This is a genomic window from Janthinobacterium sp. PSPC3-1 (assembly GCF_049896105.1).
In the GTDB taxonomy this organism is placed as follows: Bacteria; Pseudomonadota; Gammaproteobacteria; order Burkholderiales; family Burkholderiaceae_D; genus Janthinobacterium.
On sequence record NZ_JAFCTQ010000014.1, the window covers coordinates 25,334 to 50,150 of the forward strand.

The window sequence follows — 24,817 nt, forward strand, 5'->3', positions numbered from 1 at the left end:
GTCTTGTATGCCGAGTTGGCAGTTGTAATAACGCAACTCGCATGCCAGGAAAAACCCGTTTCAAATCAAGGAATTGAAAAACACAGGGTCGCAATGACCGTGCCGGTAAACGGTCGGATGTACCCTGCGTGGTGATCATGACCATTACCACGACCCATTTGCTGTTGCTGACCGACCTGGTGGCCGACCTGCCGGTGGCCGTGCGCCTGCAGCGCCTGGTCGTCAGCCTGCGCGCCCACTTCGGCTGCGGCGCGGTGGCCCTCTTGAAACTGGACGGCGAGCATTTGCGGCCGGTGGCCATGGACGGCCTGGTCAGCGACACCCTGGGGCGCCGCTTCCTGGTCAAGGACCATCCGCGCCTGGCGACCATCTTGCGCCGGCGCGGCGTGACCTGCTTTCATCACGACAGCGCCATGCCCGATCCTTACGACGGCCTGATCGCCGACCGGCCAGGTGTGCCGCTGCCGGTGCACGACTGCATGGGCATGGCGCTGCACCTGGAAGGCGAGCGCTGGGGCGTGGTGACCCTCGATGCGCTGCAGGTGGGCGCCTTTGACGGCCAGGCGCAGCGCGAGCTGGGCGAGCTGGCCTGCGCCATCGAGGCCGCCGTGCGCGTGACGCGGCTGGAAGCGGAAATCCGCGCCCTGCGCGTGTCCGGCGCCGCCGCCCAGGCCAGCACCGGAGCGGTACGCGAAGACAGCGATTTCCTGGGCCAGAGCGCGGCCATCATCCAGCTGCTGCATGAACTGGAAGTGGTGGCCGACTCGGAACTGCCGGTGCTGCTGCTGGGCGAAACAGGCGTCGGCAAGGAATTGTGTGCGCACCGGCTGCACCGGCTGTCACGCCGCTCGGCCAAGCCGCTGGTGCACGTCAACTGCGCCGCACTGCCCGAGTCGCTGGCCGAAAGCGAATTATTCGGCCATGCGCGCGGCGCGTTTTCGGGCGCCGTCAGCGACCGGCCGGGCCGTTTCGAGGCGGCCGAAGGCGGTACCCTGTTCCTCGATGAAGTGGGGGAATTGCCGCTGTCGATACAGGCCAAGCTGCTGCGCACCCTGCAGAACGGCGAGATCCAGCGCCTGGGCGCCGACCAGCCGCGGCGCGTGAACGTGCGCGTGATCGCCGCCACCAACCGCAGCCTGCGCGACCATGTGCGCGACGGCACGTTTCGCGCCGACCTGTATCACCGGCTGTCGGTGTATCCGGTGCCGATTCCGCCGCTGCGCGAACGGGGCCACGACGTGCTGCTGCTGGCCGGGCGCTTCCTGGAGCTGAACCGCGCGCGCCTGGGTCTGCGCAGCCTGCGGCTGTCGAACGCCGCCGAAGACGCGCTGCGCCACTACCGCTGGCCCGGCAATGTGCGCGAACTGGAACATGTGATCAGCCGCGCCGCGCTGAAAGCGGTGATACGCGGCGCGGACCGCAAGCAGATCGTGACCCTGGAGCCGGACATGCTGGACCTGGACGGCGTGGAGATGCCTGGCGGCGCAGATGAAGCACCACCGCCGCCGCCGTCAGACGGCCAGCCGGCCACCATGCAGCAGATCGTGGAAGCGAGCCAGCGCCAGGCGATCCGCCAGGCCTTGCGCCAGCATCAGGGCAACTGGGCCGCCAGCGCGCGCCAGCTGGGGCTGGACGCCAGCAATCTGCACAAGCTGGCGCGCAGAGTGGGGATAAAACCTTAGCGGCGCAGCACCAGGCTTTTCGGCAGGCTGTGGAAGTAGGCGGCCAGGTCCTTGATATCCTGGTTGCTCAGCGGCTTGACCTGGCCCGTCATGATGGCGTTGTTGCGGCCATTGGCGCTATCGCCGCGCTTGTAGGCGGTCAGCGCATGTTCCAGGTAGTCGCGGTGCTGGCCGGCCAGCTTGGGATAGGAAGGGTCGATCGGCGAGGCGTAGTCCTTGCCGTGGCAGGTGGCGCAGCTGTATTTTTCGGCCAGGGCCTTGCCCGTATTGATATTGCCGGCGGCGACAGCCGCGCAGGATATTACCGAGCACAACAGGGCGGCGAGTAGTCTTTTCATCTGGCTGGTCCTCAGTTGGGCTTGGCTTGTTGCGAATAATAGGCCGCCACGTCGGCGATATCCTGGTCCGACAGGCTGGCGGCGATGCCCTTCATGGTGGGGTGCTTGCGGTCGCCCTTCTGATACGCTTTCAGCGCGTTTTCGATATATTTGGCGGGTTGCCCGCCTATCATCGGCACCTGGAAGACTTCAGGAAAAGTGGCTTTGTAGCCGGGGATGCCGTGGCATCCGATACACATTTCCACCTTGGCTGTCCCGGCCTTGGCGTTTCCTACGATGTCAGCTGCTGTGACGGCATTGGCGATGCCTGCAAGCAAGAGGAGTGCAATTATTTTTTTCATATTGGCACAAAGTGAACAAAGGTAATCGGAGAAACGCGAAGGCTGGTTTTTTTTGATTTTATGTATTGACGGCTGGTAGTTGCCGATTCTAACCAAGATAATCTTGCAAGTCCACCTACATAAACAGCGCGTGTGCAGCCTGGGTACAGGCCGCCGGCGTGGCAGTCCGCCACAGTTCTGTTTATACTCGAATCCTTTCAACCGTCCGGCAGAACCGCTCATGCAAGCACCGCACCCACAGCAAGGCCACCGCTTCGAAGGCTCCGATAACTACGTCGCCACCGCCGACCTGAAACTGGCCGTGAATGCGGCATTGACCCTGCAGCGCCCGCTGCTGATCAAGGGCGAGCCTGGCACCGGCAAGACCATGCTGGCCGAAGAAGTGGCGGCCGCGCTGAACATGCCCTTGATGCAGTGGCATATCAAATCGACCACCAAGGCCCAGCAGGGCCTGTACGAATACGACGCCGTATCGCGCCTGCGCGACTCGCAGCTGGGCGACGAGCGCGTGCGCGATATCCAGAACTACATCGTCAAGGGCGTGCTGTGGCAGGCCTTCACGGCGCCGGAACCGGTGGTGCTGCTGATCGACGAGATCGACAAGGCCGATATCGAATTTCCCAACGACCTGCTACGCGAACTGGACCGCATGGAATTCTATGTCTATGAAACGCGCGAAATGGTCACCGCGCGCCACCGTCCGCTGGTCATCATCACCTCGAACAACGAGAAGGAACTGCCGGACGCCTTCTTGCGCCGCTGCTTCTTCCACTACATCAAATTCCCGGACAAGGACACGATGGAGCAGATCGTCGCCGTCCACTACCCGAACCTGAAACAGGAATTGCTGGCGCAGGCGCTGCAGACCTTTTACGCCGTGCGCGACGTGCCGGGCCTGAAGAAAAAGCCGTCGACCTCGGAATTTCTCGACTGGCTCAAACTGCTGCTGGCCGAAGATATCCCGGCCGAGGCGCTGCGCAGCGGCGACCAGAAAACCGTGGTGCCGCCGCTGCATGGCGCGCTGCTGAAAAACGAGCAGGACGTGAATCTGTTCGAGCGCCTGATGTTCATGTCGCGCACCAACCGCTAAGGAGTGGCCGTGAAAGATATCGCTCCCGTCAGCCTTGAATTGAACGGCATCCGCCTCGAACCGCTGGCGCCGCACCACGCCGAAGGCTTGCGCGCGGCGGCAAGCGACGGCCAGCTGTGGCAGTTGCGCGTCACCTCGGTACCGGAGCCGGACCAGGTCGAGCAGTACATCTTCAAGGCCATCGAAATGCGCCCCTCGCGCTTCGCCTTTGCGGTGGTCGATATCGCCAGCGGCGAGGTGCTGGGCAGCACCAGCTACCACGACGTGCTGCCCGAGGTGGGCCGGGTGGAGATCGGCTATACCTGGTACGCCAAGCGATGCCAGCGCAGCCATGTCAATACCAGCTGCAAACTGCTGCTGCTCGCGCACGCCTTCGACACGCTCGACTGCGCGCTGGTGGGCCTGCGCACCGACAACTTCAACCATGCGTCGCAGGCCGCCATCGAACGCCTGGGCGCGAAAAAGGACGGCGTGCTGCGCCACCATGCGCTGCGGCGCGACGGCACCGTGCGCGACACCGTCATGTACAGCATCACGCGCGGCGAATGGCCGGAAATCGCGGCGCACCTGCGCTACAAGCTGGCGCAGCGGCCCATCGTGGCGCTGCCCCGCGCGGGAGAGGCGCCGTGCTGATCGACTTCTTTTTCACCCTCAAGGACGCGAAGATTCCCGTCTCGATCAAGGAATTCCTGACACTGCTCGAGGCGCTGCAAAAGAACGTGATCGACGCGTCGATGGACGATTTTTATTATCTGGCGCGCCTGACCCTGGTCAAGGACGAAGCCCATTTCGACAAGTTCGACCGCGCCTTTGCGCAGTACTTCAAGGGCATCAACGCGGCCTTCGAGACGAATGCGGCGATTCCGCTCGACTGGCTGCTCAAACGCATGCAGCGCGAGCTGACGGATGAACAGAAGGCCCAGCTGGAAAAATTCGGCTACGACAAGCTGATGGACCGCCTCAATGAACTGCTGAAGGAGCAGAAGGAGCGCCACGAAGGCGGCAGCAAATGGATAGGCACGGGCGGCACTTCGCCGTTCGGCAATGGCGGCACCAACCCGGAAGGCATCCGCATCGGCGGCAAGGGCGGCAACCGCACGGCGGTGAAAGTGTGGGAGGCGCGCAGCTACAAGGATTACGACGGCGAGCGCGAACTGGGCACGCGCAACCTGAAGGTGGCATTGCGGCGCTTGCGCAAGTTCGCGCGCGAGGGCGCACAGGTCGAACTGGCGCTGGACGCCACCATCGCCGCCACCGCCAACAACGCCGGCTACCTCGACATCCGCATGCGGGCCGAGCGCAAGAACCGCATCAAGGTGCTGATGCTGTTCGACGTGGGCGGCAGCATGGACGACCATATCGAGCGCACCGAGGAACTGTTCTCGGCGGCGAAGACGGAATTCAAGAACATGGAGTTCTACTACTTCCATAATTGCGTCTACGATTATCTGTGGAAGAACAACCGGCGCCGCAATGCCGAGCGTTTCCCCACCTGGGACGTGCTGCGCAAATACCCGGCCGACACCAAGCTCATTTTCGTCGGCGACGCCACCATGAGCCCTTATGAAATCCTGCACCCGGGCGGCTCGGTCGAGTACAACAACGAGGAAGCGGGTTCCACCTGGCTGGCGCGATTCACGGCCGCGTTCCCGAAATTCATCTGGCTCAATCCGGAGCAGGAAGGCCTGTGGCAGTACCGCCAGTCGATCGGCGTGATGCGCCAGCTGATGAACGACCGCATGTTCCCGCTGTCGATCGACGGCCTGGAACGGGGCATGCGATTGCTCAGTAAATAAACAAGTCACCAAAGCCGTATAACAAAAAGTCCATGGCGGTAGCGGGCCGCCATGCCGTACACTGCTGCACGACATCACCGGGCGGACCTGTTTCCGCCCCCATGCAGCACCCCGTGCGCGGCCGCCATGGCCGCCTCACCGTTCGATTGCGAACATCGCGCGCGCTTCCTGCTCCGGTAGAATCGGCGCATCAGGAAGTACGCATTAACGTCTGCGCAACACATGCACTACCGCTGCACCATGTTTTTGCCGCGCCAGCCTTGACGCTGCCGGCCGGTGACGGCGCTACTACAAAGGAATCAGCATGCAAAGTCTTCTCGCTATCGCCGCCGACCTGTCCTGGCCGTTCGCCATCACGGTGGCCTGGGTCATCGGCGAATTCGGCCACCGCTGGACCGGCCTGCCGCGCATCAGCTTTTATGGCGTGATCGGCTTTATCCTGGCCCAGGCGCAGGTCGGCATCCTGCCACAGACGGACGCCGGCCCGATGCTGGTGCTGGCCGACGTGGCCTTTGGCCTGATCCTGTTCGAGGTCGGCTACCGCATCAATTTGCGCTGGCTGAAGAACAATCCCTGGATCGCCGTGGCCGGCCTGGTCGAAGCGCTGGGCACCTTCGCCATCGTGTATTTCATCGCGCTCGAATTCGACACCTCGCGCATGACGGCGCTGCTGCTGGCCTCCCTGTCGATGTCGACCTCGCCGGCCACCATCATGCGCGTAATTAACGAGGAACGCAGCTCGGGTCAGGTGACGGAGCGCCTGGTGCACCTGACGGCGCTCAACTGCGTGCTGGCCGTGTTCACCTTCAATATCATCGTTGGCTTCTGGATGTTCCACAGCTCGACCGACCTGATCGAGGCGACCAGCAGCAGCGCCGCCGTGCTGGCCGCCTCGGTGGCCGCCGGCACCGTGTTCGGCATCGTGGTGCCGGCCATGCTGCGCCGCCTGGGCAATATGGCGCAGGACGCCACCGTGGCGTTTGCCTTGTCCGTGATGCTGCTGGTCGCGCTGACCTACACCACCAGCCTGTCGCCGCTGCTGGCCACCCTCACCTTCGGCCTGGTGGCGCGCCACCGCCGCGTGGCCTTCAGCCAGGCGCAGCGCAATTTCGGCGCGCTGGGCGAACTGCTGACCGTGCTGCTGTTCGTGTACGCCGCCTCGACTCTGGAATGGTCCAGCGTGACGGCCGGCGCGGCGCTGGCCGGCGCCGTGATCGCAGGCCGCCTGCTGACCAAGGTGGTGGGCGTGGCGGCGTTCTCGCATGTCAGCGGCATCTCGTGGCGCAAGGGCATCCTGACCGGCGTGGCGCTGACACCCGTCTCGGTCTTCATCATCCTGCTGCTGGAACACGCACGCCAGCTGGGCGTGAACTTCGGCGACGAATTGAATGCGCTGGCCGCCATCACGCTGATGCTCGAACTGCTCGGCCCCGTGCTGGTGCAGCGCGTGCTGATGGTGGCAAAAGAAACCCATGAAATCAAGGAGCGCTAAATGCCGCTGGAACCCTTTGGCCAATCGGCCGCGCTGACCTTCGGCGTCGAACTCGAACTGCAACTGGTCAACCTGTCGGATTACGACCTGACGGCGGCCAGCCCCGACCTGCTGCATTTGCTGGGAAAAAAACCGTTTCCCGGCAATGTGACGCCCGAAATCACCGAAAGCATGATCGAGATTAATTCGAGCGTGCACACCCACCATGAACCGCTGCTGGCGCAGCTGCAGGAAATCCGCGACACCCTGATCACGGCCGGCGACAAGCTCAATATCGGCATCGCCGGCGGCGGCACCCACCCGTTCCAGCAATGGTCGTCGCAAAAGATCTTTTCCAAGGCGCGCTTCCAGGAGATCTCGGAACTGTACGGCTACCTGGCCAAGCAGTTCACCATCTTCGGCCAGCACGTGCATATCGGCTGCGCCTCGGGCGACGACGCCATGTTTTTGCTGCACTCGCTGAACCGCTACATCCCGCACTTTATCGCCCTGTCGGCGTCTTCGCCGTATGTGCAGGGACGCGACACGCTGTTCGATTCGGCCCGTCTGAATTCCGTGTTCGCGTTTCCGATGAGCGGACGCGCGCCGTTCACCTTGAGCTGGGACCAGTTCTCGAACGAGTACTTCGCCAAGATGGAAAACACCGGCATCATCAAGAGCATGAAGGACTTTTACTGGGACATCCGTCCCAAGCCGGAATTCGGCACCATCGAACTGCGCGTATGCGACACCCCGCTGACGGTGGAACGGGCCGCCGCGCTGGCCGCCTACCTGCAGGCGCTGTGCCGCTACCTGCTCGAGCGCAAAGAAACGCCACCGGTGGAAGACGATTACCTGGTGTACAACTACAACCGCTTCCAGGCCTGCCGCTTCGGCCTGGACGGCGCCATCACGCACCCGAAGACCTACGAGACCATGTCGCTGCGCGAAGACATCATGACCACCCTGCGCAAGATGGAACCGCACGGCGAAGCGCTGGGCAGCACGCAGGCCTTGAAACACCTGTCCGATGTGGCCAAGCAGTGGAGCGACGCGCAGTACCTGCGCAAGCAGTACAACCTGCAGGGCAGCGCCGAGGGCATGGTCGATTCGGCGATCAGATGTTTTCGCGGTGAGCCCATGAATTACTGAAGGCCGGCTTTACCCTTTGACCCTGGAACGGCTGGGGTCGGACCCGGCGGTTCTGACCCCGGATCTTGCTTTTGGGGTTCAATCGAACGCCAACAACACGCCAAAAAACCACACCCCACATTTACACCCCCTCCCCCGCTTGCTACAATAGTTGAGAATGATTCCTATTAACTAAATCGATCCGGCTGGTCGGTCGCGCTTGCAAGGGGAACGCGATGCCGCTGGCAGAGCCGCTGGAACGCCAGGAAATCGCGACACTGTATGCCGACCACCACGGCTGGCTGCAGGGCTGGCTGCGCAAGAAGATGGGCAGCCCGGCCGGCGCGGCGGACGTGGCCCACGATACCTTTGTGCGCCTGCTGGACCGCGACGATGCGGTGGCCGCACGCGAACCGCGCGCGTTTCTCGTCACCGTCGCCCAACGCGTGCTGTTCAACCACTACCGCCGCGAAAAGCTGGAACGCGCCTACCTGGACCTGCTGGCCCAGCTGCCGCCCCTGCATGCGCCCTCGCCCGAGGAACAGACACTGCTGCTGGCGACCCTGCTGGACCTGGACCGCGCGCTCGACGCCCTGCCGCCCACCGTCAAGCGCGCCTTTTTATTGCGCCAGCTCGATGAACTGCCACAGGAAGATATCGCGCGCCAGCTCGGCATCTCGCTGGCCACCGTCAAGCGCCATCTGCTGCGCGCGGCCACTGCGGCGCAGGCCTGGCGGCAGCTGCAAACGCAGCACGCCGGCGTCGATCCCGCCATGCGCGCGGCCCTGCTGCGCGCATGCGCCCAGCCGCGCGCGGCACGGCGCCAGGCCCTGGCCTCGCTATGTTTGCTGCTGGCCGGTGGCGCCGGCTTCTGCATGATCGAGCGCGGCACGGCCTGGCGCGGCTGGATGGCCGACTACAGTACTGGCGTCAACCGGCGCCGCCTGATCACGCTGGCCGATGGCACCGAGCTCACGCTCAATACCGCCAGCGCCGTGAATATCGATTACAGCGGCGCGCACCGCCGCATCACGCTGCTGGCCGGTGAAATCTTTATCGCCACCGCCAGGGACGCGGCACAGCGGCCGTTCTTCGTCACCACGCCATATGGCGACCTGCAGGCGCTGGGCACGCGCTTTACGGTGCGCGTGCACGACCGGTACGCCAGCGCCGGCGTGCTCGAAGGCGCGGTGGCCGTGCTGGACGAAGCCGGCGGCCAGCGCCTGGTGCTGCGCCCCGGCGAAGCGGCCCACTTCACGCCGGCGAGCCTGCACCGCGTGGCGCTAACGCCGTATGGCGGCGCCTGGATGAACGGCATGCTGGTGGCGCGCGACATGCGCCTCGACGCCTTCCTGGCCGAGCTGTCGCGCTACAGCGAGCATCCGCTGGCCTGTACGCCGGCGGTGGCCGGCCTGCGCGTGTCCGGTTCCTACCCGCTGGCCGACCTGGACGCCATCCTCGACGCCGTCTGCGCCAGCCTGCAATTGCGGCGCGACACCGTCACGCGTTTCTGGGGACGGCAGGTGGCCAAGGTCCAACTGGCGGCCCGTTAAAAAATATTTTCATGAAAGTGAGCTGTTCAAGCGTGTTCGCGTGACCTGGAGTACAGGCAGTCTCCATCTTGCGCATCCACGAAAGGTTTTACATGTTTCCAGCATCTCGTCACGCCCCACGCTCACTCCTGGTCCGCACCGTCCTCGCCTGCGCCCTGTCGCAGATCGGCATGGCGCTGGTTCTTCCCGCCCACGCGCAAGCCCAGGCGCAGCAGCTGCGCAGCTACAGCATTCCCGCCGGGGCGCTGGGCGACGTGCTGACGCGCTTCGGCAGCGACAGCGCGATTTTATTGTCGTTCTCCGGAGAGGCCACGCAGGGCTTGCGCAGCGCCGGTTTGCAGGGCAGTCACAGCCTGCAGGACGGTTTCCGTATTCTGCTCGCCGGCAGCGGCCTGCAGGCGGTGGCGCAGCCCAATGGCGGCTATCTGCTGCAAAAGATCCCGGCCGGCACGCCGGCAGCCGGCGCCGACAGCCGTGGCATGGCCGTGATGAGCGGCGTGACGGTGGTGGCGGCGCAGGAACGCAGCGCCGTCACCGGCGGCACCGGCAGCTACTCCGGTGGCCCGGCCAGCGGCGCCACCGGCCTGGCCCTGACGCAGCGCGAAACGCCGCAGTCGCTGACCATCGTCACGCGCCAGCAGATGGATGACCAGAACAGCAATGCGGTGTCCGACGTCATGAAAAACGTCAACGGCGTCAATGTGCAGAACTACGACAGCGACCGATGGAGCTTCTGGGCGCGCGGCTTTGCCGTCACCAATTTCCAGTACGACGGCGTGTCGGCCATCTACGACGGCGTGTACGACTGGGGCACCACCAACAGCGACATGGCGATCTACGACCGCATCGAAGTGCTGAAAGGCGCCACCGGCCTGATGAGCGGCGCGGGCGACCCGTCGGCCACCGTCAACATGGTGCGCAAGCGCCCCACCGCCGACTTCACCGGTTCGGCCACGGTGGGCGCCGGCTCGTGGGACAACTACCGCGCCGAAGCCGATGTATCGGGCGCGCTGAACGAAAGCCGCACGGTGCGCGCGCGCCTGGTCGGCGCGTACCAGGACAAGCATTCCTACCTGGACCGCTACCAGCAGCGGAAATCGGTCGCCTACGGCGTCATCGAAGCGGACCTCACGCCCCTCACCTTGCTCACGGCCGGTTTCACCCACCAGGACTACAAGCCGCGCGGCTCGACCTGGACCGGCTTTCCGGTGCTGCTGGCAAACGGCACGCGCACCGACTTCCCCACCTCGTGGAATCCGGCCACCGGCTGGAGCCGGCGCGACATGAAAAATACCACCTTGTTCAGCGCGCTGGAACACACTTTTGCCAGCGAGTGGAAGCTCAAGTTCAGCGCCAATATGCTGCGCAGCGAGCATGACAGCGTGCTCGGGTCGGCCAGCGGCGGCAATCCCGACCCCGTCACCGGCGAAGGCGCCTATTTCTTCATGGGACAGTATGCGGGCAAGCGCCGCCAGGGCACCGTCAACCTCGACCTCAATGGCCCGTTCACGGCCTTTGGCCGCCAGCATGAGGCGATGTTCGGCTATTCGTCCTCGACGGCGAAACAGCACGGCCCCGTCCATGAATCGGTCTACCCGCCCGTCGCGGGCAGCTACTTTGACTGGCGCGGCCAGTATGCGCAGCCGGCCTTTACGCGCCTGGGCAACGACAACGACAGCACGCGCCAGAGCGGCCTGTATGGCGCCGCGCGCCTGCGTCCCGCCGACGCCCTGTCGGTGATTGTTGGCGCGCGCGTCAGCCGCTACCGGCAGGACCAGCAGCGCACCTTTATCGACGCAGCCACCGCCCCCATCGTCGCGCGCATCGAGGAAAACAATGTCGTCACGCCGTATGCGGGCGTGGTATATGACCTCGACCGGACGTACTCCGTATTCGGCAGTTACACCAGCATCTTTGCGCCGCAGAGCAACCGCGATATCAACCGCAACTTCCTGGCGCCCGTGCGCGGCAAGGGCTTTGAAGCCGGTGTCAAAGCCGAATACCTGCAGGGCAGGGTCAACGCCAGCGCCGCGCTGTTCCAGATCCGCCAGGGCAATGTGGCCAATTACGTGGGCGCCGTCAACGGCGAGGAAGCGTACGAGGCGATCGACGGCATCACCAGCCGCGGCCTGGAAATGGAAGTGACGGGGGAAGTGGCAAAGGACGTGAAACTGAGCGCCGGCTACACCTACACGCACAGCCGCGACAAGGATGGCGAGGACGTGTTTTCCACCATGCTGCAAACCACGCAGCCGGCCCATCTGCTGCGCGTGCAGGGCAGCTGGCGCTTGCCGGCCGGGCTGGAAAAAATCACCGTCGGCGGCGGCGTGAACTGGCAAAGCAGCTACTACGGCAAGCTGTGGAACCCGGCGGCCGCAGACTATGTGCGCATCGCCCAGGGCAGCTACGCGCTGGTCAACCTGATGGCGCGCTACGAGATCGGCAAGCACGTCACGGCCAGCCTGAATGTGAACAACCTGCTGGACAAACAATACCTGACGGGCCTGGGCCTGTTCGAAACAGGCTTCTACGGCGAGCCGCGCAATATCATGCTGACCTTGCGCACGAAGTTTTAGGGTATGACATCGGCCGGCTGCACCGCCAGCGCCGCATGGCTGCTGGCGCAGCCGCCGCACAGGCCATACAGCAGCGGCGACTGGCGGTACAGCACGAATCCGTGTTCGGCCGCCACCACCCGCTGCTGCTGTTCGATGGCGGCGTCGACGAATTCCGTCACCTTGCCGCAGCCCTTGCACACCAGGTGGCCGTGGCGCTCGCCGCTGCCCAGTTCAAAGATCGCCGCGCCATTGTCGAAATGGCTGCGCTCGAGCAAACCCGCATCGGCAAACTGCATCAGCGCGCGGTAGATGGTGGCCACGCTGGCGTTTTTCTCGCCCGTCATCAGGCGCCGGAACACATCTTCCGCCGTCAGATGCTTTTCATGCGACTCATGAAACAGCTGCAAGATCAGCAGCCGCGGCGGCGTCGCCTTCAGGCCGGCCTGCACCAGCGCGCCGGCCATTTCATCGGTGGTCATGGACCGCTCCTTCACGTATAAAAAACGCTGATGCGCTGGCCGTCGATCTGGTGCACCTTCACCTCGACCTGGTAGAGATCGCGCAGCACCTCGGGCTGGATCAGCTCCTGCGGCGTGCCCTGCGCCGCCAGTTTGCCGTCGCGCATGGCGATGATATGGTCGGCATAGCAGGAGGCGAAATTGATATCGTGCAGCACCAGCACCACCGTCTTGTGCAACTCGTCGGCGGCGCGCCGCAGCAGCTTCATCATCGCCACCGCGTGGCGCATGTCGAGGCTGTTGAGCGGTTCGTCCAGCAGCACGTAATCGGTGTCCTGGCACAGCACCATCGCGACAAAGGCCCGTTGCCGCTGCCCGCCCGACAATTCATCGAGGAAGCGTTCGGCCAGCGCCTCCAGGCCCAGGTAGCCCAGCGCCTGCTCCACATGCACGCGGTCGTTCTCCGTCAGCCGCCCGGCCGAATGGGGGTAGCGGCCAAAGGCGACCAGTTCGCGCACCGTCAGGCGCAGGGTCAAATGATTGTCCTGGCGCAGGATGGCCAGGCGCCTGGCCAGCACCTCGCCCGGCGTGGTTGTCACATCGAGCCCATCGACCGTCACGCTGCCGGCCGACATGGGAGACAAGCGGCTGATCATGGCCAGCATGGTCGATTTGCCGGCGCCGTTCGGGCCGATAATGGCCGTCACGCCGCCGGCCGGAATCGCCAGCGTGACATTGTCGACCACCAGCGTGTCGCCGTAGCGTTTGGATACCGCATCGGCGGCGATCATGCGGCCTTCCGGCGCAGCAGAATAAAGATGAACATCAGTCCTCCCAAAAATTCAATCACCACCGACAGCGCGGTGGCAAAGCCGAACACGCGCTCGAGGATCACCTGGCCGCCGACCAGCATGGTGGCGCCCAGCAGAATGGCCGCCGGCAGCACCAGGCGGTGCTTGTCGCTGCCCATCAGCTGGTAGGCCAGGTTGGCCACCAGCAGGCCAAAGAAGGTCACCGGCCCGACCAGCGCGGTCGATACCGACACCAGCACGGCCACCAGCACCAGCACGCGCATCACCAGCTTGCGGTAATCGAGTCCCAGGTTGATGGCCAGTTCGCGCCCCAGCGCCAGGGTGTCGAGCGCGCGCCACATGCGCCAGCCGGCCACGCTGGCGGCCAGCACCACCAGCGCGGAGACGGCCAGCAGGTCCTGCGCCACCAGGTTGAAGCTGGCGAACATGCGGTCCTGCAGCACCACGAATTCGTTCGGATCGATGATGCGCACCATGAAACTGGTCACGCTGCGAAACAGCAGGCCGAAGACGATCCCGACCAGCATCATCAGGTGCAGGCTGCGCTGGGTACCGCCCAAAAACAGCCAGCGAAACAGCAGGCAAGCCAGGCCCACCATCAGCAGCAGTTCCAGGCCGAATTTCAGGCGCACGTCGACCCCGCCCAGCCGTTCCAGCCCCAGCGTGAACACCAGGATGGTCTGGATCAGCACATACAGGGCGTCGAAACCCATCACGGCCGGCGTCAGGATGCGGTTGTGGGTAATCGTCTGGAACAGCACCGTGGCCACGCCGATGGCATACGCCACCAGCAGCATGGCGGCCAGCCTGGCGCCCCGGTGCGGCAGCACGAAGGCCCAGTTGCCGTTGGCGCCGATGGTCATAAAGGCTACCATCGACAGCACGGCCAGTGCCAGCAAAAGCGACAATCGCGCGGCGGGAGACAATGAAAAAACCATCAACCCACCCTCGCCCGCGTGCGCAGCAGCAAAAACAAAAACAGCGCGCTGCCGACGATGCCGACCACGGTGCCGATCGGGACTTCATACGGATGCAGCAGCAGGCGCCCGGCGATATCGCAGGCCAGCACGAACGCCGCGCCCAGCAGCCCCACCCAAGGCACGGCGCGGCGCACATTGTCGCCCAACATCAGGCTGACCAGGTTGGGAACGATCAGCCCCAGGAAGGGCACCATGCCCGAGGTGACCACCACCACCGCCGTGACGGTGGCGACGATCAACAGCCCCAGCGCCACCATGCGGCCATGCCGCAGGCCCAGGTTGGCGCTGAAATCGCGGCCCATGCCGGCCACCGTGAAGCGGTGCGCGGTATGCCAGGCCAGCAGGGTCAGGCCAAAGCCGATCCACAGCAGCTCGTAGCGGCCGCGCAGCACGGCCGAGAAGTCGCCGGTCGACCAGGCGTGCAGCGATTGCAGCATGTCGTGGCGGTGCGCAAAAAAAGTGGTGACGGCGCTGATCACGCCGCCCAGCACCAGGCCCACCAGCGGCACGATCAGCGACGAGCGCTGCGGAATGCGGCGCAGGATCGCCAGGAACAGCAGGCTGCCGGCCAGCGCGAATCCGGCGCTGACGACCATCTTGCCGAACAGGGGCAGCTCCGGCGCGAACAGGGCCACGGCCAGCACGCCCAGGCTGGCCGATTCGACCGTGCCGGCCGTCGACGGTTCGACAAAGCGGTTACGCGCCAGCATCTGCATGATCATGCCGGCCACCGCCATCGCCATGCCCGACAGGATCAAGGCCACGGTGCGCGGCACCCGGCTGGCGAACAGCAGTTGCGAGGCCATCGGGTCGGCCGGTGCGCCGCCGATGCCCAGCAGGGCCAGCATCGACACATCGCTGGCGCCCACCAGCACGCTGGCGACAGCCAGCACAAGCACCAGCAGCGCCAGCAACACCAGCCAGCCGGCGCCGCCCGACTTCGGACTACTCAACACCATCTATCGACTCACTTGGCGGCAGTGGCGGGAGCAGCGGGAGCGGCGGCACCCATGGCCTTGCTGATCTGCGCGATATTGGCGCGCAGCGCACCCTGGCCGGCGCTGCCGAGCAAATACCAGTTGGCGGCGTCCAGGTAGACCACCTGCTTCTTGTTCCAGGCGGTGGTCTTGCGCACCAGTTCATTGTCCAGCAGGCGCTGGGCGGCCGATCCCTCGCGGCCGATGGCGGCGTCGCGGTCCAGCACGAACAGCCAGTCCGGATTGGTCTGCAGCAGGAACTCGAACGAGATCGCCTGGCCGTGGTTCGATTGCGCCAGATTGGTTTGCGCCGGCACGATGCCGAAGCCGTCATGCAGCACGCCGAAGCGCGAGCCGGGGCCGTAGGCGCTCATCTTGCCGCCGTTGGTCAGTATCATCAGCCCCTTGCCGCCTTTCGCCGCCACCGTTTTCAGGGCGGCGATGGCGTCCTGGTTCTGCCTGACCAGCGCCTGGGCCTGGGCTGGCTTGCCGAAGATGGTGCCCAGGGTCTCGGCGTTGCGGTACACGCTGGGCAGGAAATTCTTCGCGTCGACGGTCAGGTCGATGGTCGGCGCGATCTTTGCCAGTTCCGCATACTTGGCCGCCGAGCGCCCGCCGGTGATGATCAGATCCGGTTTGGCGCCGTGTACCGCTTCCAGGTCGGGTTCGAACAGGCTGCCGATCTTGACGTATTTCGCGTCCGCATACTGCGCCAGGTGGGCCGGCATTTTCACGGTCGGCACGCCTTTCACGTCCACGCCCAGCGCCTGTAGCGTGTCGAGCGTGGCCAGGTCGAATACCAGCACGCTTTTCGGCGCGGCCGGGATCACCGTTTCACCCTTGGCGTGGCTGATCTTCCGGGTCTCCTGGGCCTGGGCCGGCAGGACGGCCAGCGCCAGCGCGCCGGCCAGCAGCATGCCGAGCGAGCGGCGTTTGGTGTGTGCAGAAAAATTCATCATGATGGTATCCAGTCCAGTTCAGTTTAAAAACGCGCGGTCAGGCCGGCGAAGAAGCGGCGGCCCTGCACATAGTTGTCGGCCACGCCCACGGTTTCCGGGCCTTCCTCGAACAGGTTCTGCACGCCGCCGCGCACGGTCAGCTTGTCGTTCATGCGGTAGGAAACCGTCGCATCGGTGATCGTGTATTTCTTGGTGTAGATGGCGCCGCCGCCCAGCTGCTTGCCCGTGTGCTGGGCCGACAGTTCGGCATAGACCTTGTCATTGGCCTGCCAGCCCAGGGCCGAGAACAGCGACACCTTCGGCGTGTTCAGCAAGCTCGCGCCGGTGGACAGGTTCTTCGCCTCGATCATGTAGGTCAGGTTGTTGCGCAAGGTGAGGCTTTTGCTGAGCGGGATGGCCAAGTTACCCTCCAGGCCGCGCGTGCGCGCCTTCTGGATGTTTTCCATCATGGTCCACCACAGACCCTGGTAAAAGCCCAGCGGCGCGTAGTCGATCTTGTTCTTGAAATCGGTGTGGAAGAAGGTCAGCCCCGCATCCCAGCCGGCGCGCTCGAACGCCACGCCCAGTTCCGCGCTGGTGCTCGTTTCCGGTTTCAGGTCCGGGTTGCCGGCCATGTAGCACACGCCGGTGACATAGCCGAACGGACGCAGCCCCGCGCAGCCGTTGCCGCGCGAACTGGTTACCGCGTTCGGCGCATTTTCCTTCAGGCTCGGCGCGCGAAATCCCTTCGAGATACCGCCGCGCACCGTCCACGCTTCGGCCGGGCGATACACCAGGTACAGCCGCGGGCTGGTGTTATTGCCGAATTTTTCATGGTGATCGAGGCGCGCGCCGACGGTGGCCGTCAGGTCTTCGCGCAGGAAGATCTGGTCTTCGGCAAACACGGCGGCGGTGGTCACCGACAGGGTCGAGCCGTTCGCCACATTGCCCAGGTAATCGGTGGGCACGGTGCCGATGGTGCGGGTATTGGTCAGCTCTTCGTCCTTCCACTGGCCGCCCAGGGTCAGCAGATGGTCGACGCCGAACTTGAACGGTTTTTCCAAAGTCGCGTCGAGCAAGGTATCTTTCGATTTCGCCGTGTGGCCGCTGATCTTGCTGTCGTAGGCATTGTGATACAAGTTGACCTTGGTCTTGCCGAAGCCCCAGCGCCCTTCATGGCCGATGCCGGCGCTCTTGCGCGTCAGTTCGCTGGCGCCGAAGGCCTCGATCACCGGCACGCCGGTGGCGCCCAGGCCACCGCCGCCGCTGGCTTGCTGTTTGCCGTAGGCGACATCGACCGACATGCTCTGGCGCTCGGCGATCTTCCAGTTCAGCTGGCCCGTGAAATTGTCATTGCGCTCGCCGCCCACGCCGCCGAATGCGCGGTTGCCGGTGCTGACGGAATCGGCGACCTGGCGCGTCTTGCTGGCGCCCAGGCGGATACCGACAGCCTGCGACAGCGGGCCGGCCAGGTTGACGCTGGCCTGGTGCGCGTCGCCACGGCCCGATTCCTCGGCGGCGGTATAGTTCAGGGTGGCCGAACCGCCCCACTGGCGCGGCACCTTGCGCGTGATGATGTTGATCACGCCGCCCATCGCGTCGGAACCGTACAGCGACGACATCGGGCCGCGCACCACTTCGATGCGTTCGATCATGTCGGGCGTGATCCAGTTCAGGTCCTGCCGGCTCTGGTCGGGACGGTAGGCGGTGTCGGTGGAACTGCCCTGGCGCTTGCCATCGACCAGGATCAGGGTGTATTTTTCGGGCAAGCCGCGCAGCTTGATCTTCGACTGCTCGCCGGTGGCGCTGGTGCCGCCGGTCACGCCGGGGATGCGGCGCAGCAGGGTATTGAGGTCGTACACGGGCTGGCGCTCGATCTCTTCGCGCGTGATGACGCTGATGCTGGCCGGCGCATCCTTGATGTCGACCGGCGCGCCGGAGGCCGTCACCACCACGGTCGGCACGGCCGCCGCTGCGGTTGCGGCAGGCGCTTGCGCCCAGGCGGCGCCGACGGCGGCGCTCAAGGCGCAGGGCAACAGGAAACGGGCGCACGGCGCCACGGAGAGCTTTTTCATGGGGACTTTCAGGTAGTCGGCGCAGCGGCAAGCGCCCTGTTACACAATTGAGAATAAGAACGATTCGCATTATAATCAGCGATTTTTGCGTATCGGCAACGTTAAAGGCAGTCTTATGAATTCTTTGCATTTCTCGGTGCTGCTGGTCGACGACGACGTCAAGATGGCGCGCATGCTGGAGGAATACCTGACGGCCGAGCATATCCATCTGCAGGTCGCGCATGACGGCTGGCAGGCGCACCAGCTGCTGCAGGCGGCCGGCCATGGCCTGGACTTGGTAATCCTCGACGTCACCCTGCCGGGCCAGAACGGCTTCGAGATCCTCCGGCGGCTGCGCCAGGAATCGAACCTGCCGGTGATCATGCTGACGGCGCGCGGCAGCGAGAGCGACCGCATCCTGGGGCTGGAACTGGGCGCCGACGACTACCTGCCCAAGCCCTTCAATCCGCGCGAACTGACGGCCCGCATCCGCGCCGTGCTGCGCCGCCGCGACGACGGCCCGGCCACACCCGTCGCGCCACCGCCCGACCCCGCCCTGTGCGTGGGCACCCTGCGCTACCTGCCGCGCAGCCTGGAGGCCAGCGTCGGCGGCGGCATGGTGCGCCTGACGGGCACCGAGGCGCGCATCCTGGAAATCCTGATGCGCTCGGAAGGGCGCATGATAGGCCGTGAACAGCTGACGCAATGGGCGCTGGGGCGCAAGCTGCAGGCGGACGACCGCAGCCTCGATACGCATGCCAGCAATTTGCGGCGCAAACTGGGCCTGGGGCCATCGCCTGACGGCCGGCCCGAACTGCGCAGCGTGCGTGGCCAGGGCTATCTGCTGGCCATGAGCGCGGGCGACGCCGCTTGAGCCGCGCCGCGCCAGGCAGCTCGCTGTTCCTGCGCATCTTCATCTGGTTCTGGCTGGCCACCTGCATGATCGTGGCGGCCGGCATGGTGATCACCACGGTGGTCGGCGCGGCGCGCCACAATGCGCTCGACGGCGTCGAGCCGGCCGCGCTGGTGCGCGAAGCGCGCGCGCAGATGGCGCTGGGCGGCGTGGGCGCGCTGCGGCAATGGATACGCGCCAGCGAAGCGCGGTACGCCACCTTGAAGATCTATGTGGTCGACCATGGCGTGCAAGACATCCTGGGGCGCCGCCTGCAGCCGCGGCTGGAAGACCGCCTGGGCGCGCATATCGAGGAAGGCGATTTCGCCGCCGCCAACGGCACGCCGCTGCCCGGCCCCCTGCCTGGCAAGCCGGTGTCATGGTGGGACATACACGATCTGGTCTCGCCAGACGGCGACCATTATGAACTGGGCTTTTTGCCCTTCGATCCACCGCACCTGGAAGCGCTGGGCGACTCCGACCTGCCCCTGCTGCTGCTGGCCGCGTTTGCCCTCAGCGCCCCCATCTGCTGGCTGCTGGCGCGCCATATCAGCCGACCCGTGCGCGAGCTGGAACGGGGCGCGCAGGCGTTTGGCGACGGTGACGCCAAGCTGCGCCTCGATGGCGCGCTGCTGGCGCGGCGCGACGAATTCGGCGCCCTGGCGCGCGCCTTCGACGACATGGCCGAAAACGTGGCCGAGCTGCTGGCATCGAAGGAAAACCTGCTGCGCGACGTGTCGCACGAACTGCGCTCGCCGCTGGCGCGCCTGCGCCTGGGACTGGAACTGGCGCGGCGCGACGCCGGCGCCGGGCTGGCGCTGGACAAGCGCTTTGACCGCATCGAGCAGGAATGCGCCCACCTGGACCAGATGGTGGGCCAACTGCTGCACCTGGCGCGGCTGCGCGGCGCGCCCAGCGACATGCCCGAGCCGCTGGACCTGGCCGTGATCATCAGCCAGGTGGTGGGCGACGCGCGCTTCGAGGCGCAGGCGGCCAGGCGCCGCGTGGCGTGGACGGCGCCGCCGCTGCCCCTGACGATGCTGGGCGTGCCGCTGCTGCTGCGCAGCGTGCTGGAAAACGTGCTGAGGAATGCCTTGCGCCACGCGCCCGAAGACTCGGCCATCAGGCTGCGCGCCTGGCGCGAGGACGGCGACATCGTGGTGGAAATCGGCGACCATGGCCGTGGCGTGCAGGAAGACGAACTGGCGCGGCTGTTCCAGCCGTTTTACCGCGCCGGCGGCGACGCCCAGCAGGATGGCGACGGCGCGGGCCTGGGCCTGACGATCGCCGCCACCATGGTGGCGCGCCACGGCGGCGGCATGGCCGCGCGCAACCGTGGCGAAGGTGATGATATGGATGAAAACGGCCGGCGCAGCGGACTGATTGTCAGCATCCGGCTGCCGGGACTGTAGCTCAGGCCGAGAACAGCGCCAGCGCCCAGGCCGGCGGCTGCAGTTCCTGCGCCAGCGGCGCATAGGCGGGATCGAAGCGCGACGCCAGCAGATACACATTGGCCGCGCCCGCGCGTTCCCAGTTGCCCGTAAAACCCTTCTGGCCGGCGGCCACGCGCTTGCGGTCGAACGGCACCGCGCTTTTCGCGAACTCCACGTGGGTCTGCTTGCCCTGGGCGTACGGCGCCAGCCAGGCCAGCGCTTCTTTCAAGCGCCGCGCTTCCGGCGCGCCATACCAGTCGTCGCCATGCTGTTGCGCCATCAGCGCGGCGGTGAGCAAGGGCTCCAGGCTGTAGGTGGTGTAATGCAGGGCGTCGCGCTGTTCGAAGTCGAACGGCACGCCGCCTGCACCGATATTGCGCGGCACATGGGACATAAAGCGCTCTTTTGCACGCGCGACCAGCGCCGCGTCGCCCGACAGATAGGCGGCTGCCGTGCCAATCTTGATGCGGTGGCTATGCCAGTTATTGCGCGCCGTCGACGGCCCGCCCACCTTGATCCGATCGCTCAGGTAGCCGCTGGCCAGGGTGCGGCAGAATGCCTGCAACTGCTTGCGTTCACTGGTACCGAGCCGCTCCTGGATCAGGTCCACGCCCATCAACAGGCTGGCCAGTTCCGTTTCGTCGACGGGGCTGAACGAGGGCTGGTAGCCGCGGCTCCAGGCCAGCGCCAGCTTGCGCGCATTGTCCAGGAAAGCCGCCTCGCCAGACAGCCGCCATGCCAGCGCCTGCAGCCGCGCCTGGCGCCAGTCTTCCTGCGCCTGCTGGCTTTGCGCACGCCCGCCTTCGCCGTCGAGCAGGCCACCCGTGCGCACTTCGGCCATCAGATGCACGGGCCGGCCCACGGCTTTTTGCGCCGCGCGGATCACTTGCGCGGCCACCCTGGCCGGCACCCGCGTTTTCAGGCCAGCCGCATGCGACGGCGATGTCAGCGCAAACGGCAGCGTGGTGGCAGCAGAGGCCGCGCGCACGCCGGCAAACGGCAAGGCCAGCAAACCGGTCAGCACCGCGCGCCGGGTAATCAAAAGCGGGTCTCGCGCGCGGCGCGCAAAAAATTATCGAGGATGGGCGTGCAATCGAGCAGCTCGACGCCACCGGCCGAATGGAATTCCGGGTGCCACTGCAAGCCCATCACGAAGCGCGCGCGCTGGTAGCGGATCGCCTCGACGATATTGTCGCCATGCGAATACGCTTCCACCGTGATATCGCGCCCCAGGTCCTTCACCGACTGATGGTGGATCGAATTGACCAGCGACTCTCCCGCCTTCGGAAACAGGCCGGCCAGGGTCGAGCCTTTCGGGAACACGATGGTGTGGCGGTGGCGGTCATACAGGTCATTGACGTGGGACGAAGCCCCTTCCACGTCCGAGGCGATATCCTGGTACAAGGTGCCACCGAAGCCCACGTTGATCAGCTGGCAGCCGCGGCAGATGCCCAGCACCGGTTTGCCCGCGTCGACGAATTCGTGCAGCAGTTCCAGCTCATACAGGTCGCGCGCGCGGTCGCCGCTCCATTCAGGCCGCGTGGCCGCCTCCGAATACGTCTGCGGCGACACGTCCGCCCCGCCCTGCAGCACCAGGCCATCGAGGTGGCGCGCATAGTGGCGCAAGGTGATGTTACTCGGGTGTAGCAGGCCGCTGGTATTGACCGTCGGGATCATGAACACCAGCACATCGCGCGACATGACCCACTGCGCGATCGACTCCTCCAGGTATTGCAGATTCTTGCTGCGCAGGCCCGTGGCGCCGGGTTCCGGATGAAAAATGCGCGCCGAAATACCGATGCGCAAAGTGCGCCGCATGAAGTCGCGCCCCGCCTTGTCGCGCATCGAGCGGTAGCGCGACGTCAGCACGCGCCAGGCCAGCGCGAACGGCGTGTCGTTATCCTTCAGGTAGCGCGGCGGTGCCTCGCGCGAGCGGCGGTCGCGCTCATCGGCGTCGGAGGCGCGGCCGACGCGGTCGGGACGGACCGGCGCAGCAGGCGGGGCGGGAGAAACACTGGGCGGGATTTTTTCGTCTGACATGGCGTGACTTGCTGGATGGCGGAGACGGTTTCAATATAAACCTCCGTTCCCGAAAGCACGATTCAATTTTGTAACAAAAGCATACGCATGCCCGGCTTACGGGGCAAAAACGCAACAGGCCGGGCCTGGCGCGCATGGCGGCGCCTGCCAAAAATACGCCGCGTTTACGTCCGCCACCGCGCTTTTTAGACCATCTTTACATGCTCGCTGCTAATCTCGATTGCATCTCAACCACCGCTGCAAAGCACCATCGCCATGGACACTTCCTTGCGCCAAGCCACTTTTCTTATCCATATCACGGTCGATAAAGACTGCCTGTCGGCGCTGCGCCAGCTGGTGTTCAGGACCTGCGGCGCGATGCTGTCGTTCATGCGGATCGAGGCGGTCGACCATGCCGAACGCATGAGGGTGGACCTGTGCGTGACCGAACCGGCGCTGCGCCTGACGATGGACGCCGTGATGCGCTGGCTGCCGGCGGAGTTTGGCCGGATTTGCCAGGATCATCCACGCCACGGTGGTACACGATGAACCAGTACGCGTGCGAACACGCGATGTCCTGCGAGCGCATCACGGCCCACTTCCAGGGCATCTGGGTGCCGATGGTCACGCCGTTTCGCGACGGCGCGATCGACTTCGGCGCCGCACAGCGGCTGGCTGTCGAATTGGCCGGCAGCGGCGTCAATGGCCTGGTGGTGTGCGGCACCACCGGCGAGGCGGCCATGCTGAGCGAGGCCGAACAGGGCATGCTGTTGGCTAGCGTGCTGGAAGCGGCCGGCCCGCGCTTTCCCGTCGTGATGGGCATAGCCGGCAGCGACACGCGCGCCGTCACGGCCGCCGTGCAACGCTATCACGACCACCCGCTGGCCGGCCTGCTGATCTCCGCGCCCGCCTATGTGCGGCCGTCGCAGGAGGGCATCGTGCGCCATTTCCAGGCGATTGCCGCCGCCACAGATCACTCCATCGTGCTGTACAACGTGCCGGCCCGCACCGGCGTGCACATCACGACGGCGACGGCGGCGCTGCTGGCGCGCGACTCGCACTTTGTCGCCATCAAGGAGGCGGGCGGGCAGCTGGACCAGTTCGGCCAGCTGCTGCGCGACACCCACCTCGACGTGCTGTGCGGCGACGATGCGCTGCTGCTGGCCAGCCTGGCGCTGGGCGCACATGGCGCCATGTCGGCCGCCGCCCAGGTGCGACCCGACCTGTATGCCCAGCTGTTCGACCTGGTGCAATCGAATCGCCACGCCGACGCCGGCGCCCTGTTCGAGACCATGCTGCCTGCCATACGGCTGCTGTTCGCCGAACCGAACCCCGGCCCCATCAAGGCGGCGCTGGCCATGCAGGGCAAGCTGCGCGATGAACTGCGCTTGCCGATGACGCCCATGTCCGGCGCCGGCCAGCAAAAACTGGCGCTGGCGCTGGAATCATTGCTGGCGCTGCCGCGCTACCGCGCTGGCGGCGCGTCGTTTAAAACACCTTGCTGACTGTCAGGATCAAGGCCGTCTTGCCCATGAATTTGCCATTCACGGGCGAGGCGTAGGCGGTCTTGCTGCCATTGGTGCCGATCACGGCCAGTGCGCCGGTGAGCACGCCAAAGTCGCGCGTCACGCCCACTTTCCAGTCGGTGTAGCTCGACGCATCGTTGTTGCGCACCTTCTGGTGGCCCGCATGCAGGTTGCCGGTCCAGCCATTTGTCAAGTCGATATTCGCGCCGATGTCGAGGTAGCCGCTGTTCTTGCTGTTGACGATGCCGAACAGGTTGGAGACGGCGTGCGCATACTTGATATACGCCGGGCCGTACGACAGCTGGCCGTAGACTTCCTGGGTATCCGCATCGGCAAAGCCGGCCAGGTGTTTCAGGCCGTTGTCGGCATACACATAGGCCAGCACGCCGGCGTCGTAGCCGATATCGTCAGTCAACTGGCCGCGCTTGCCCGCATACAGGTCCACTTCCACGTCGCCACCGCCGCCCGCGTCCTTGGTCCACTTGATGGTCGAGGCCCAGGCGCCCGCGTACAGGCCGGTGGGGTTATTGACATAGTCGGCACCGCCCTGCAGCGCCGGTTTCAAGCGCGTTTGCGACATGCCGCGGTAGCGGTAGTCGGAAACACCGGCAACGTTGAAGCTGACTTCATTGTCCGGTTTCGCTTCCTGCGCGTGCAATACGCCCGAGGCAAGAATGGCGGCGATGGCAAATACGATTTTGTTCATGGTATGTACTTCTTCATTGGTGGGTTGGGCCTTTGCCGGGATGGCGCAGCTGGCCCCTTGCT

23 protein-coding genes and 1 pseudogene are annotated in these 24,817 nt (G+C 65.3%); 13 read left to right on the forward strand and 11 right to left on the reverse strand.

From position 1 onward, the window contains the following. The first annotated feature begins 137 nt into the window (after positions 1–137). Positions 138–1,682 (forward strand): nitric oxide reductase transcriptional regulator NorR, encoded by a 1,545-nt coding sequence (gene norR, locus ACP7B7_RS16125; RefSeq protein ID WP_426077304.1) that lies wholly within the window; start codon positions 138–140, stop codon positions 1,680–1,682. Here the strand turns inward: norR and ACP7B7_RS16130 are convergent. Next, a complete protein-coding gene (locus ACP7B7_RS16130; RefSeq protein WP_426077305.1) occupies positions 1,679–2,020 on the reverse strand; it encodes a c-type cytochrome in 342 nt (113 codons plus the stop codon). The genes norR and ACP7B7_RS16130 overlap by 4 nt on opposite strands. 11 nt (positions 2,021–2,031) lie before the next feature. Then, positions 2,032–2,361, reverse strand: coding sequence for a c-type cytochrome (locus tag ACP7B7_RS16135; RefSeq protein ID WP_426077375.1), 330 nt, complete (start codon positions 2,359–2,361; stop codon positions 2,032–2,034). 220 nt (positions 2,362–2,581) lie between these two features. Between ACP7B7_RS16135 and ACP7B7_RS16140 the strand changes: the two genes are divergently transcribed. The 8 genes and pseudogenes from ACP7B7_RS16140 to ACP7B7_RS16175 all read left to right on the forward strand — a co-directional run bounded on the left by ACP7B7_RS16140 (position 2,582) and on the right by ACP7B7_RS16175 (position 11,978). Continuing rightward, entirely contained in the window at positions 2,582–3,451 is an 870-nt protein-coding gene (locus ACP7B7_RS16140; protein ID WP_308924404.1) for an AAA family ATPase, read from the forward strand. Between the two features lie 9 nt (positions 3,452–3,460). After that, positions 3,461–4,084: a GNAT family N-acetyltransferase gene (locus ACP7B7_RS16145; RefSeq protein WP_426077307.1), complete on the forward strand. Its 624-nt coding sequence runs from the start codon at positions 3,461–3,463 to the stop codon at positions 4,082–4,084. Then, positions 4,078–5,247, forward strand: coding sequence for a vWA domain-containing protein (locus tag ACP7B7_RS16150; protein ID WP_426077308.1), 1,170 nt, complete (start codon positions 4,078–4,080; stop codon positions 5,245–5,247). The genes ACP7B7_RS16145 and ACP7B7_RS16150 overlap by 7 nt, the downstream gene beginning before the upstream one ends. Before the next feature lie 304 nt (positions 5,248–5,551). After that, entirely contained in the window at positions 5,552–6,739 is a 1,188-nt protein-coding gene (locus ACP7B7_RS16155) for a cation:proton antiporter (protein WP_426077309.1), read from the forward strand. Then, positions 6,740–7,870, forward strand: coding sequence for a YbdK family carboxylate-amine ligase (locus tag ACP7B7_RS16160; RefSeq protein WP_308924400.1), 1,131 nt, complete (start codon positions 6,740–6,742; stop codon positions 7,868–7,870). A gap of 215 nt (positions 7,871–8,085) precedes the next feature. Beyond that, positions 8,086–8,562 (forward strand): annotated as a pseudogene (locus ACP7B7_RS16165) (sigma-70 family RNA polymerase sigma factor); the annotation flags it as partial. Positions 8,563–8,757: 195 nt separating this feature from the next. After that, positions 8,758–9,402, forward strand: coding sequence for a FecR family protein (locus ACP7B7_RS16170; protein ID WP_426077376.1), 645 nt, complete (start codon positions 8,758–8,760; stop codon positions 9,400–9,402). Positions 9,403–9,494: 92 nt separating this feature from the next. Then, a complete protein-coding gene (locus tag ACP7B7_RS16175; RefSeq protein WP_426077310.1) occupies positions 9,495–11,978 on the forward strand; it encodes a TonB-dependent siderophore receptor in 2,484 nt (827 codons plus the stop codon). Here ACP7B7_RS16175 and ACP7B7_RS16180 read toward each other — a convergent pair. From ACP7B7_RS16180 to ACP7B7_RS16205, 6 genes are read right to left on the reverse strand one after another with little or no spacing between them, the layout of a single operon-like run. Beyond that, a complete protein-coding gene (locus ACP7B7_RS16180) occupies positions 11,975–12,439 on the reverse strand; it encodes a Fur family transcriptional regulator (protein WP_308924398.1) in 465 nt (154 codons plus the stop codon). The genes ACP7B7_RS16175 and ACP7B7_RS16180 overlap by 4 nt on opposite strands. An 11-nt stretch (positions 12,440–12,450) precedes the next feature. After that, positions 12,451–13,209, reverse strand: coding sequence for an ABC transporter ATP-binding protein (locus ACP7B7_RS16185; RefSeq protein ID WP_426077312.1), 759 nt, complete (start codon positions 13,207–13,209; stop codon positions 12,451–12,453). Further along, positions 13,206–14,168 carry an iron chelate uptake ABC transporter family permease subunit gene (locus tag ACP7B7_RS16190; protein ID WP_426077313.1) on the reverse strand — a complete coding sequence of 321 codons (963 nt, stop codon included), beginning with the start codon at positions 14,166–14,168 and terminating at the stop codon, positions 13,206–13,208. The genes ACP7B7_RS16185 and ACP7B7_RS16190 overlap by 4 nt, the downstream gene beginning before the upstream one ends. Then, complete coding sequence (locus ACP7B7_RS16195; protein ID WP_426077314.1) at positions 14,168–15,163, reverse strand: ABC transporter permease; 996 nt, start codon at positions 15,161–15,163, stop codon at positions 14,168–14,170. Before ACP7B7_RS16195 ends, ACP7B7_RS16190 begins: the two co-directional genes overlap by 1 nt. A gap of 14 nt (positions 15,164–15,177) precedes the next feature. Next, on the reverse strand, positions 15,178–16,146 hold the full coding sequence (locus ACP7B7_RS16200) for a siderophore ABC transporter substrate-binding protein (protein ID WP_426077315.1): 969 nt from the start codon (positions 16,144–16,146) through the stop codon (positions 15,178–15,180). A gap of 23 nt (positions 16,147–16,169) precedes the next feature. Further along, positions 16,170–18,200, reverse strand: a complete 2,031-nt coding sequence (locus ACP7B7_RS16205; protein ID WP_426077316.1) for a TonB-dependent receptor domain-containing protein — start codon at positions 18,198–18,200, stop codon at positions 16,170–16,172. A 115-nt stretch (positions 18,201–18,315) separates the two neighbouring features. On the opposite strand from ACP7B7_RS16205, the gene ACP7B7_RS16210 reads away from it, so the two are divergent. Together ACP7B7_RS16210 and ACP7B7_RS16215 are read left to right on the forward strand one after the other, a co-directional pair. Beyond that, positions 18,316–19,053 (forward strand): response regulator, encoded by a 738-nt coding sequence (locus ACP7B7_RS16210; RefSeq protein ID WP_308924393.1) that lies wholly within the window; start codon positions 18,316–18,318, stop codon positions 19,051–19,053. Continuing rightward, complete coding sequence (locus ACP7B7_RS16215; protein WP_426077317.1) at positions 19,050–20,483, forward strand: HAMP domain-containing sensor histidine kinase; 1,434 nt, start codon at positions 19,050–19,052, stop codon at positions 20,481–20,483. The genes ACP7B7_RS16210 and ACP7B7_RS16215 overlap by 4 nt, the downstream gene beginning before the upstream one ends. A 1-nt stretch (position 20,484) precedes the next feature. Here the strand turns inward: ACP7B7_RS16215 and ACP7B7_RS16220 are convergent, their stop codons facing one another. After that, positions 20,485–21,546 (reverse strand): alginate lyase family protein, encoded by a 1,062-nt coding sequence (locus ACP7B7_RS16220; protein ID WP_426077318.1) that lies wholly within the window; start codon positions 21,544–21,546, stop codon positions 20,485–20,487. Continuing rightward, complete coding sequence (locus ACP7B7_RS16225; protein ID WP_426077319.1) at positions 21,543–22,544, reverse strand: gamma-glutamyl-gamma-aminobutyrate hydrolase family protein; 1,002 nt, start codon at positions 22,542–22,544, stop codon at positions 21,543–21,545. Before ACP7B7_RS16225 ends, ACP7B7_RS16220 begins: the two co-directional genes overlap by 4 nt. Positions 22,545–22,799: 255 nt before the next feature. Between ACP7B7_RS16225 and ACP7B7_RS16230 the strand changes: the two genes are divergently transcribed. Next, a complete protein-coding gene (locus ACP7B7_RS16230) occupies positions 22,800–23,072 on the forward strand; it encodes a hypothetical protein (protein WP_426077320.1) in 273 nt (90 codons plus the stop codon). Beyond that, positions 23,069–24,028 carry a 4-hydroxy-tetrahydrodipicolinate synthase gene (gene dapA, locus ACP7B7_RS16235; protein WP_308924388.1) on the forward strand — a complete coding sequence of 320 codons (960 nt, stop codon included), beginning with the start codon at positions 23,069–23,071 and terminating at the stop codon, positions 24,026–24,028. Before ACP7B7_RS16230 ends, dapA begins: the two co-directional genes overlap by 4 nt. On the opposite strand, the gene ACP7B7_RS16240 is transcribed toward dapA, so the two are convergent. Next, positions 24,012–24,755, reverse strand: a complete 744-nt coding sequence (locus ACP7B7_RS16240; protein ID WP_308924387.1) for a TorF family putative porin — start codon at positions 24,753–24,755, stop codon at positions 24,012–24,014. The two genes, dapA and ACP7B7_RS16240, sit on opposite strands and share 17 nt — an antisense overlap. Positions 24,756–24,817 lie beyond the last annotated feature (62 nt).

Excerpts from the sequence above, each read along its gene's own strand:
- ACP7B7_RS16155 (WP_426077309.1), top strand. The coding sequence starts at position 5,552 with ATGCAAAGTCTTCTCGCTATCGCCGCCGACCTGTCCTGGCCGTTCGCC.
- ACP7B7_RS16170 (WP_426077376.1), top strand. The coding sequence starts at position 8,758 with ATGGCCGACTACAGTACTGGCGTCAACCGGCGCCGCCTGATCACGCTG.
- ACP7B7_RS16190 (WP_426077313.1), bottom strand. The coding sequence starts at position 14,168 with ATGGTTTTTTCATTGTCTCCCGCCGCGCGATTGTCGCTTTTGCTGGCA.
- ACP7B7_RS16160 (WP_308924400.1), top strand. The coding sequence starts at position 6,740 with ATGCCGCTGGAACCCTTTGGCCAATCGGCCGCGCTGACCTTCGGCGTC.
- ACP7B7_RS16135 (WP_426077375.1), bottom strand. The coding sequence starts at position 2,361 with ATGAAAAAAATAATTGCACTCCTCTTGCTTGCAGGCATCGCCAATGCC.
- ACP7B7_RS16175 (WP_426077310.1), top strand. The coding sequence starts at position 9,495 with ATGTTTCCAGCATCTCGTCACGCCCCACGCTCACTCCTGGTCCGCACC.
- dapA (WP_308924388.1), top strand. The coding sequence starts at position 23,069 with ATGAACCAGTACGCGTGCGAACACGCGATGTCCTGCGAGCGCATCACG.
- ACP7B7_RS16205 (WP_426077316.1), bottom strand. The coding sequence starts at position 18,200 with ATGAAAAAGCTCTCCGTGGCGCCGTGCGCCCGTTTCCTGTTGCCCTGC.
- ACP7B7_RS16185 (WP_426077312.1), bottom strand. The coding sequence starts at position 13,209 with ATGATCGCCGCCGATGCGGTATCCAAACGCTACGGCGACACGCTGGTG.
- ACP7B7_RS16130 (WP_426077305.1), bottom strand. The coding sequence starts at position 2,020 with ATGAAAAGACTACTCGCCGCCCTGTTGTGCTCGGTAATATCCTGCGCG.
- ACP7B7_RS16210 (WP_308924393.1), top strand. The coding sequence starts at position 18,316 with ATGAATTCTTTGCATTTCTCGGTGCTGCTGGTCGACGACGACGTCAAG.
- norR (WP_426077304.1), top strand. The coding sequence starts at position 138 with ATGACCATTACCACGACCCATTTGCTGTTGCTGACCGACCTGGTGGCC.
- ACP7B7_RS16240 (WP_308924387.1), bottom strand. The coding sequence starts at position 24,755 with ATGAACAAAATCGTATTTGCCATCGCCGCCATTCTTGCCTCGGGCGTA.
- ACP7B7_RS16230 (WP_426077320.1), top strand. The coding sequence starts at position 22,800 with ATGGACACTTCCTTGCGCCAAGCCACTTTTCTTATCCATATCACGGTC.
- ACP7B7_RS16225 (WP_426077319.1), bottom strand. The coding sequence starts at position 22,544 with ATGTCAGACGAAAAAATCCCGCCCAGTGTTTCTCCCGCCCCGCCTGCT.
- ACP7B7_RS16180 (WP_308924398.1), bottom strand. The coding sequence starts at position 12,439 with ATGACCACCGATGAAATGGCCGGCGCGCTGGTGCAGGCCGGCCTGAAG.
- ACP7B7_RS16200 (WP_426077315.1), bottom strand. The coding sequence starts at position 16,146 with ATGATGAATTTTTCTGCACACACCAAACGCCGCTCGCTCGGCATGCTG.
- ACP7B7_RS16140 (WP_308924404.1), top strand. The coding sequence starts at position 2,582 with ATGCAAGCACCGCACCCACAGCAAGGCCACCGCTTCGAAGGCTCCGAT.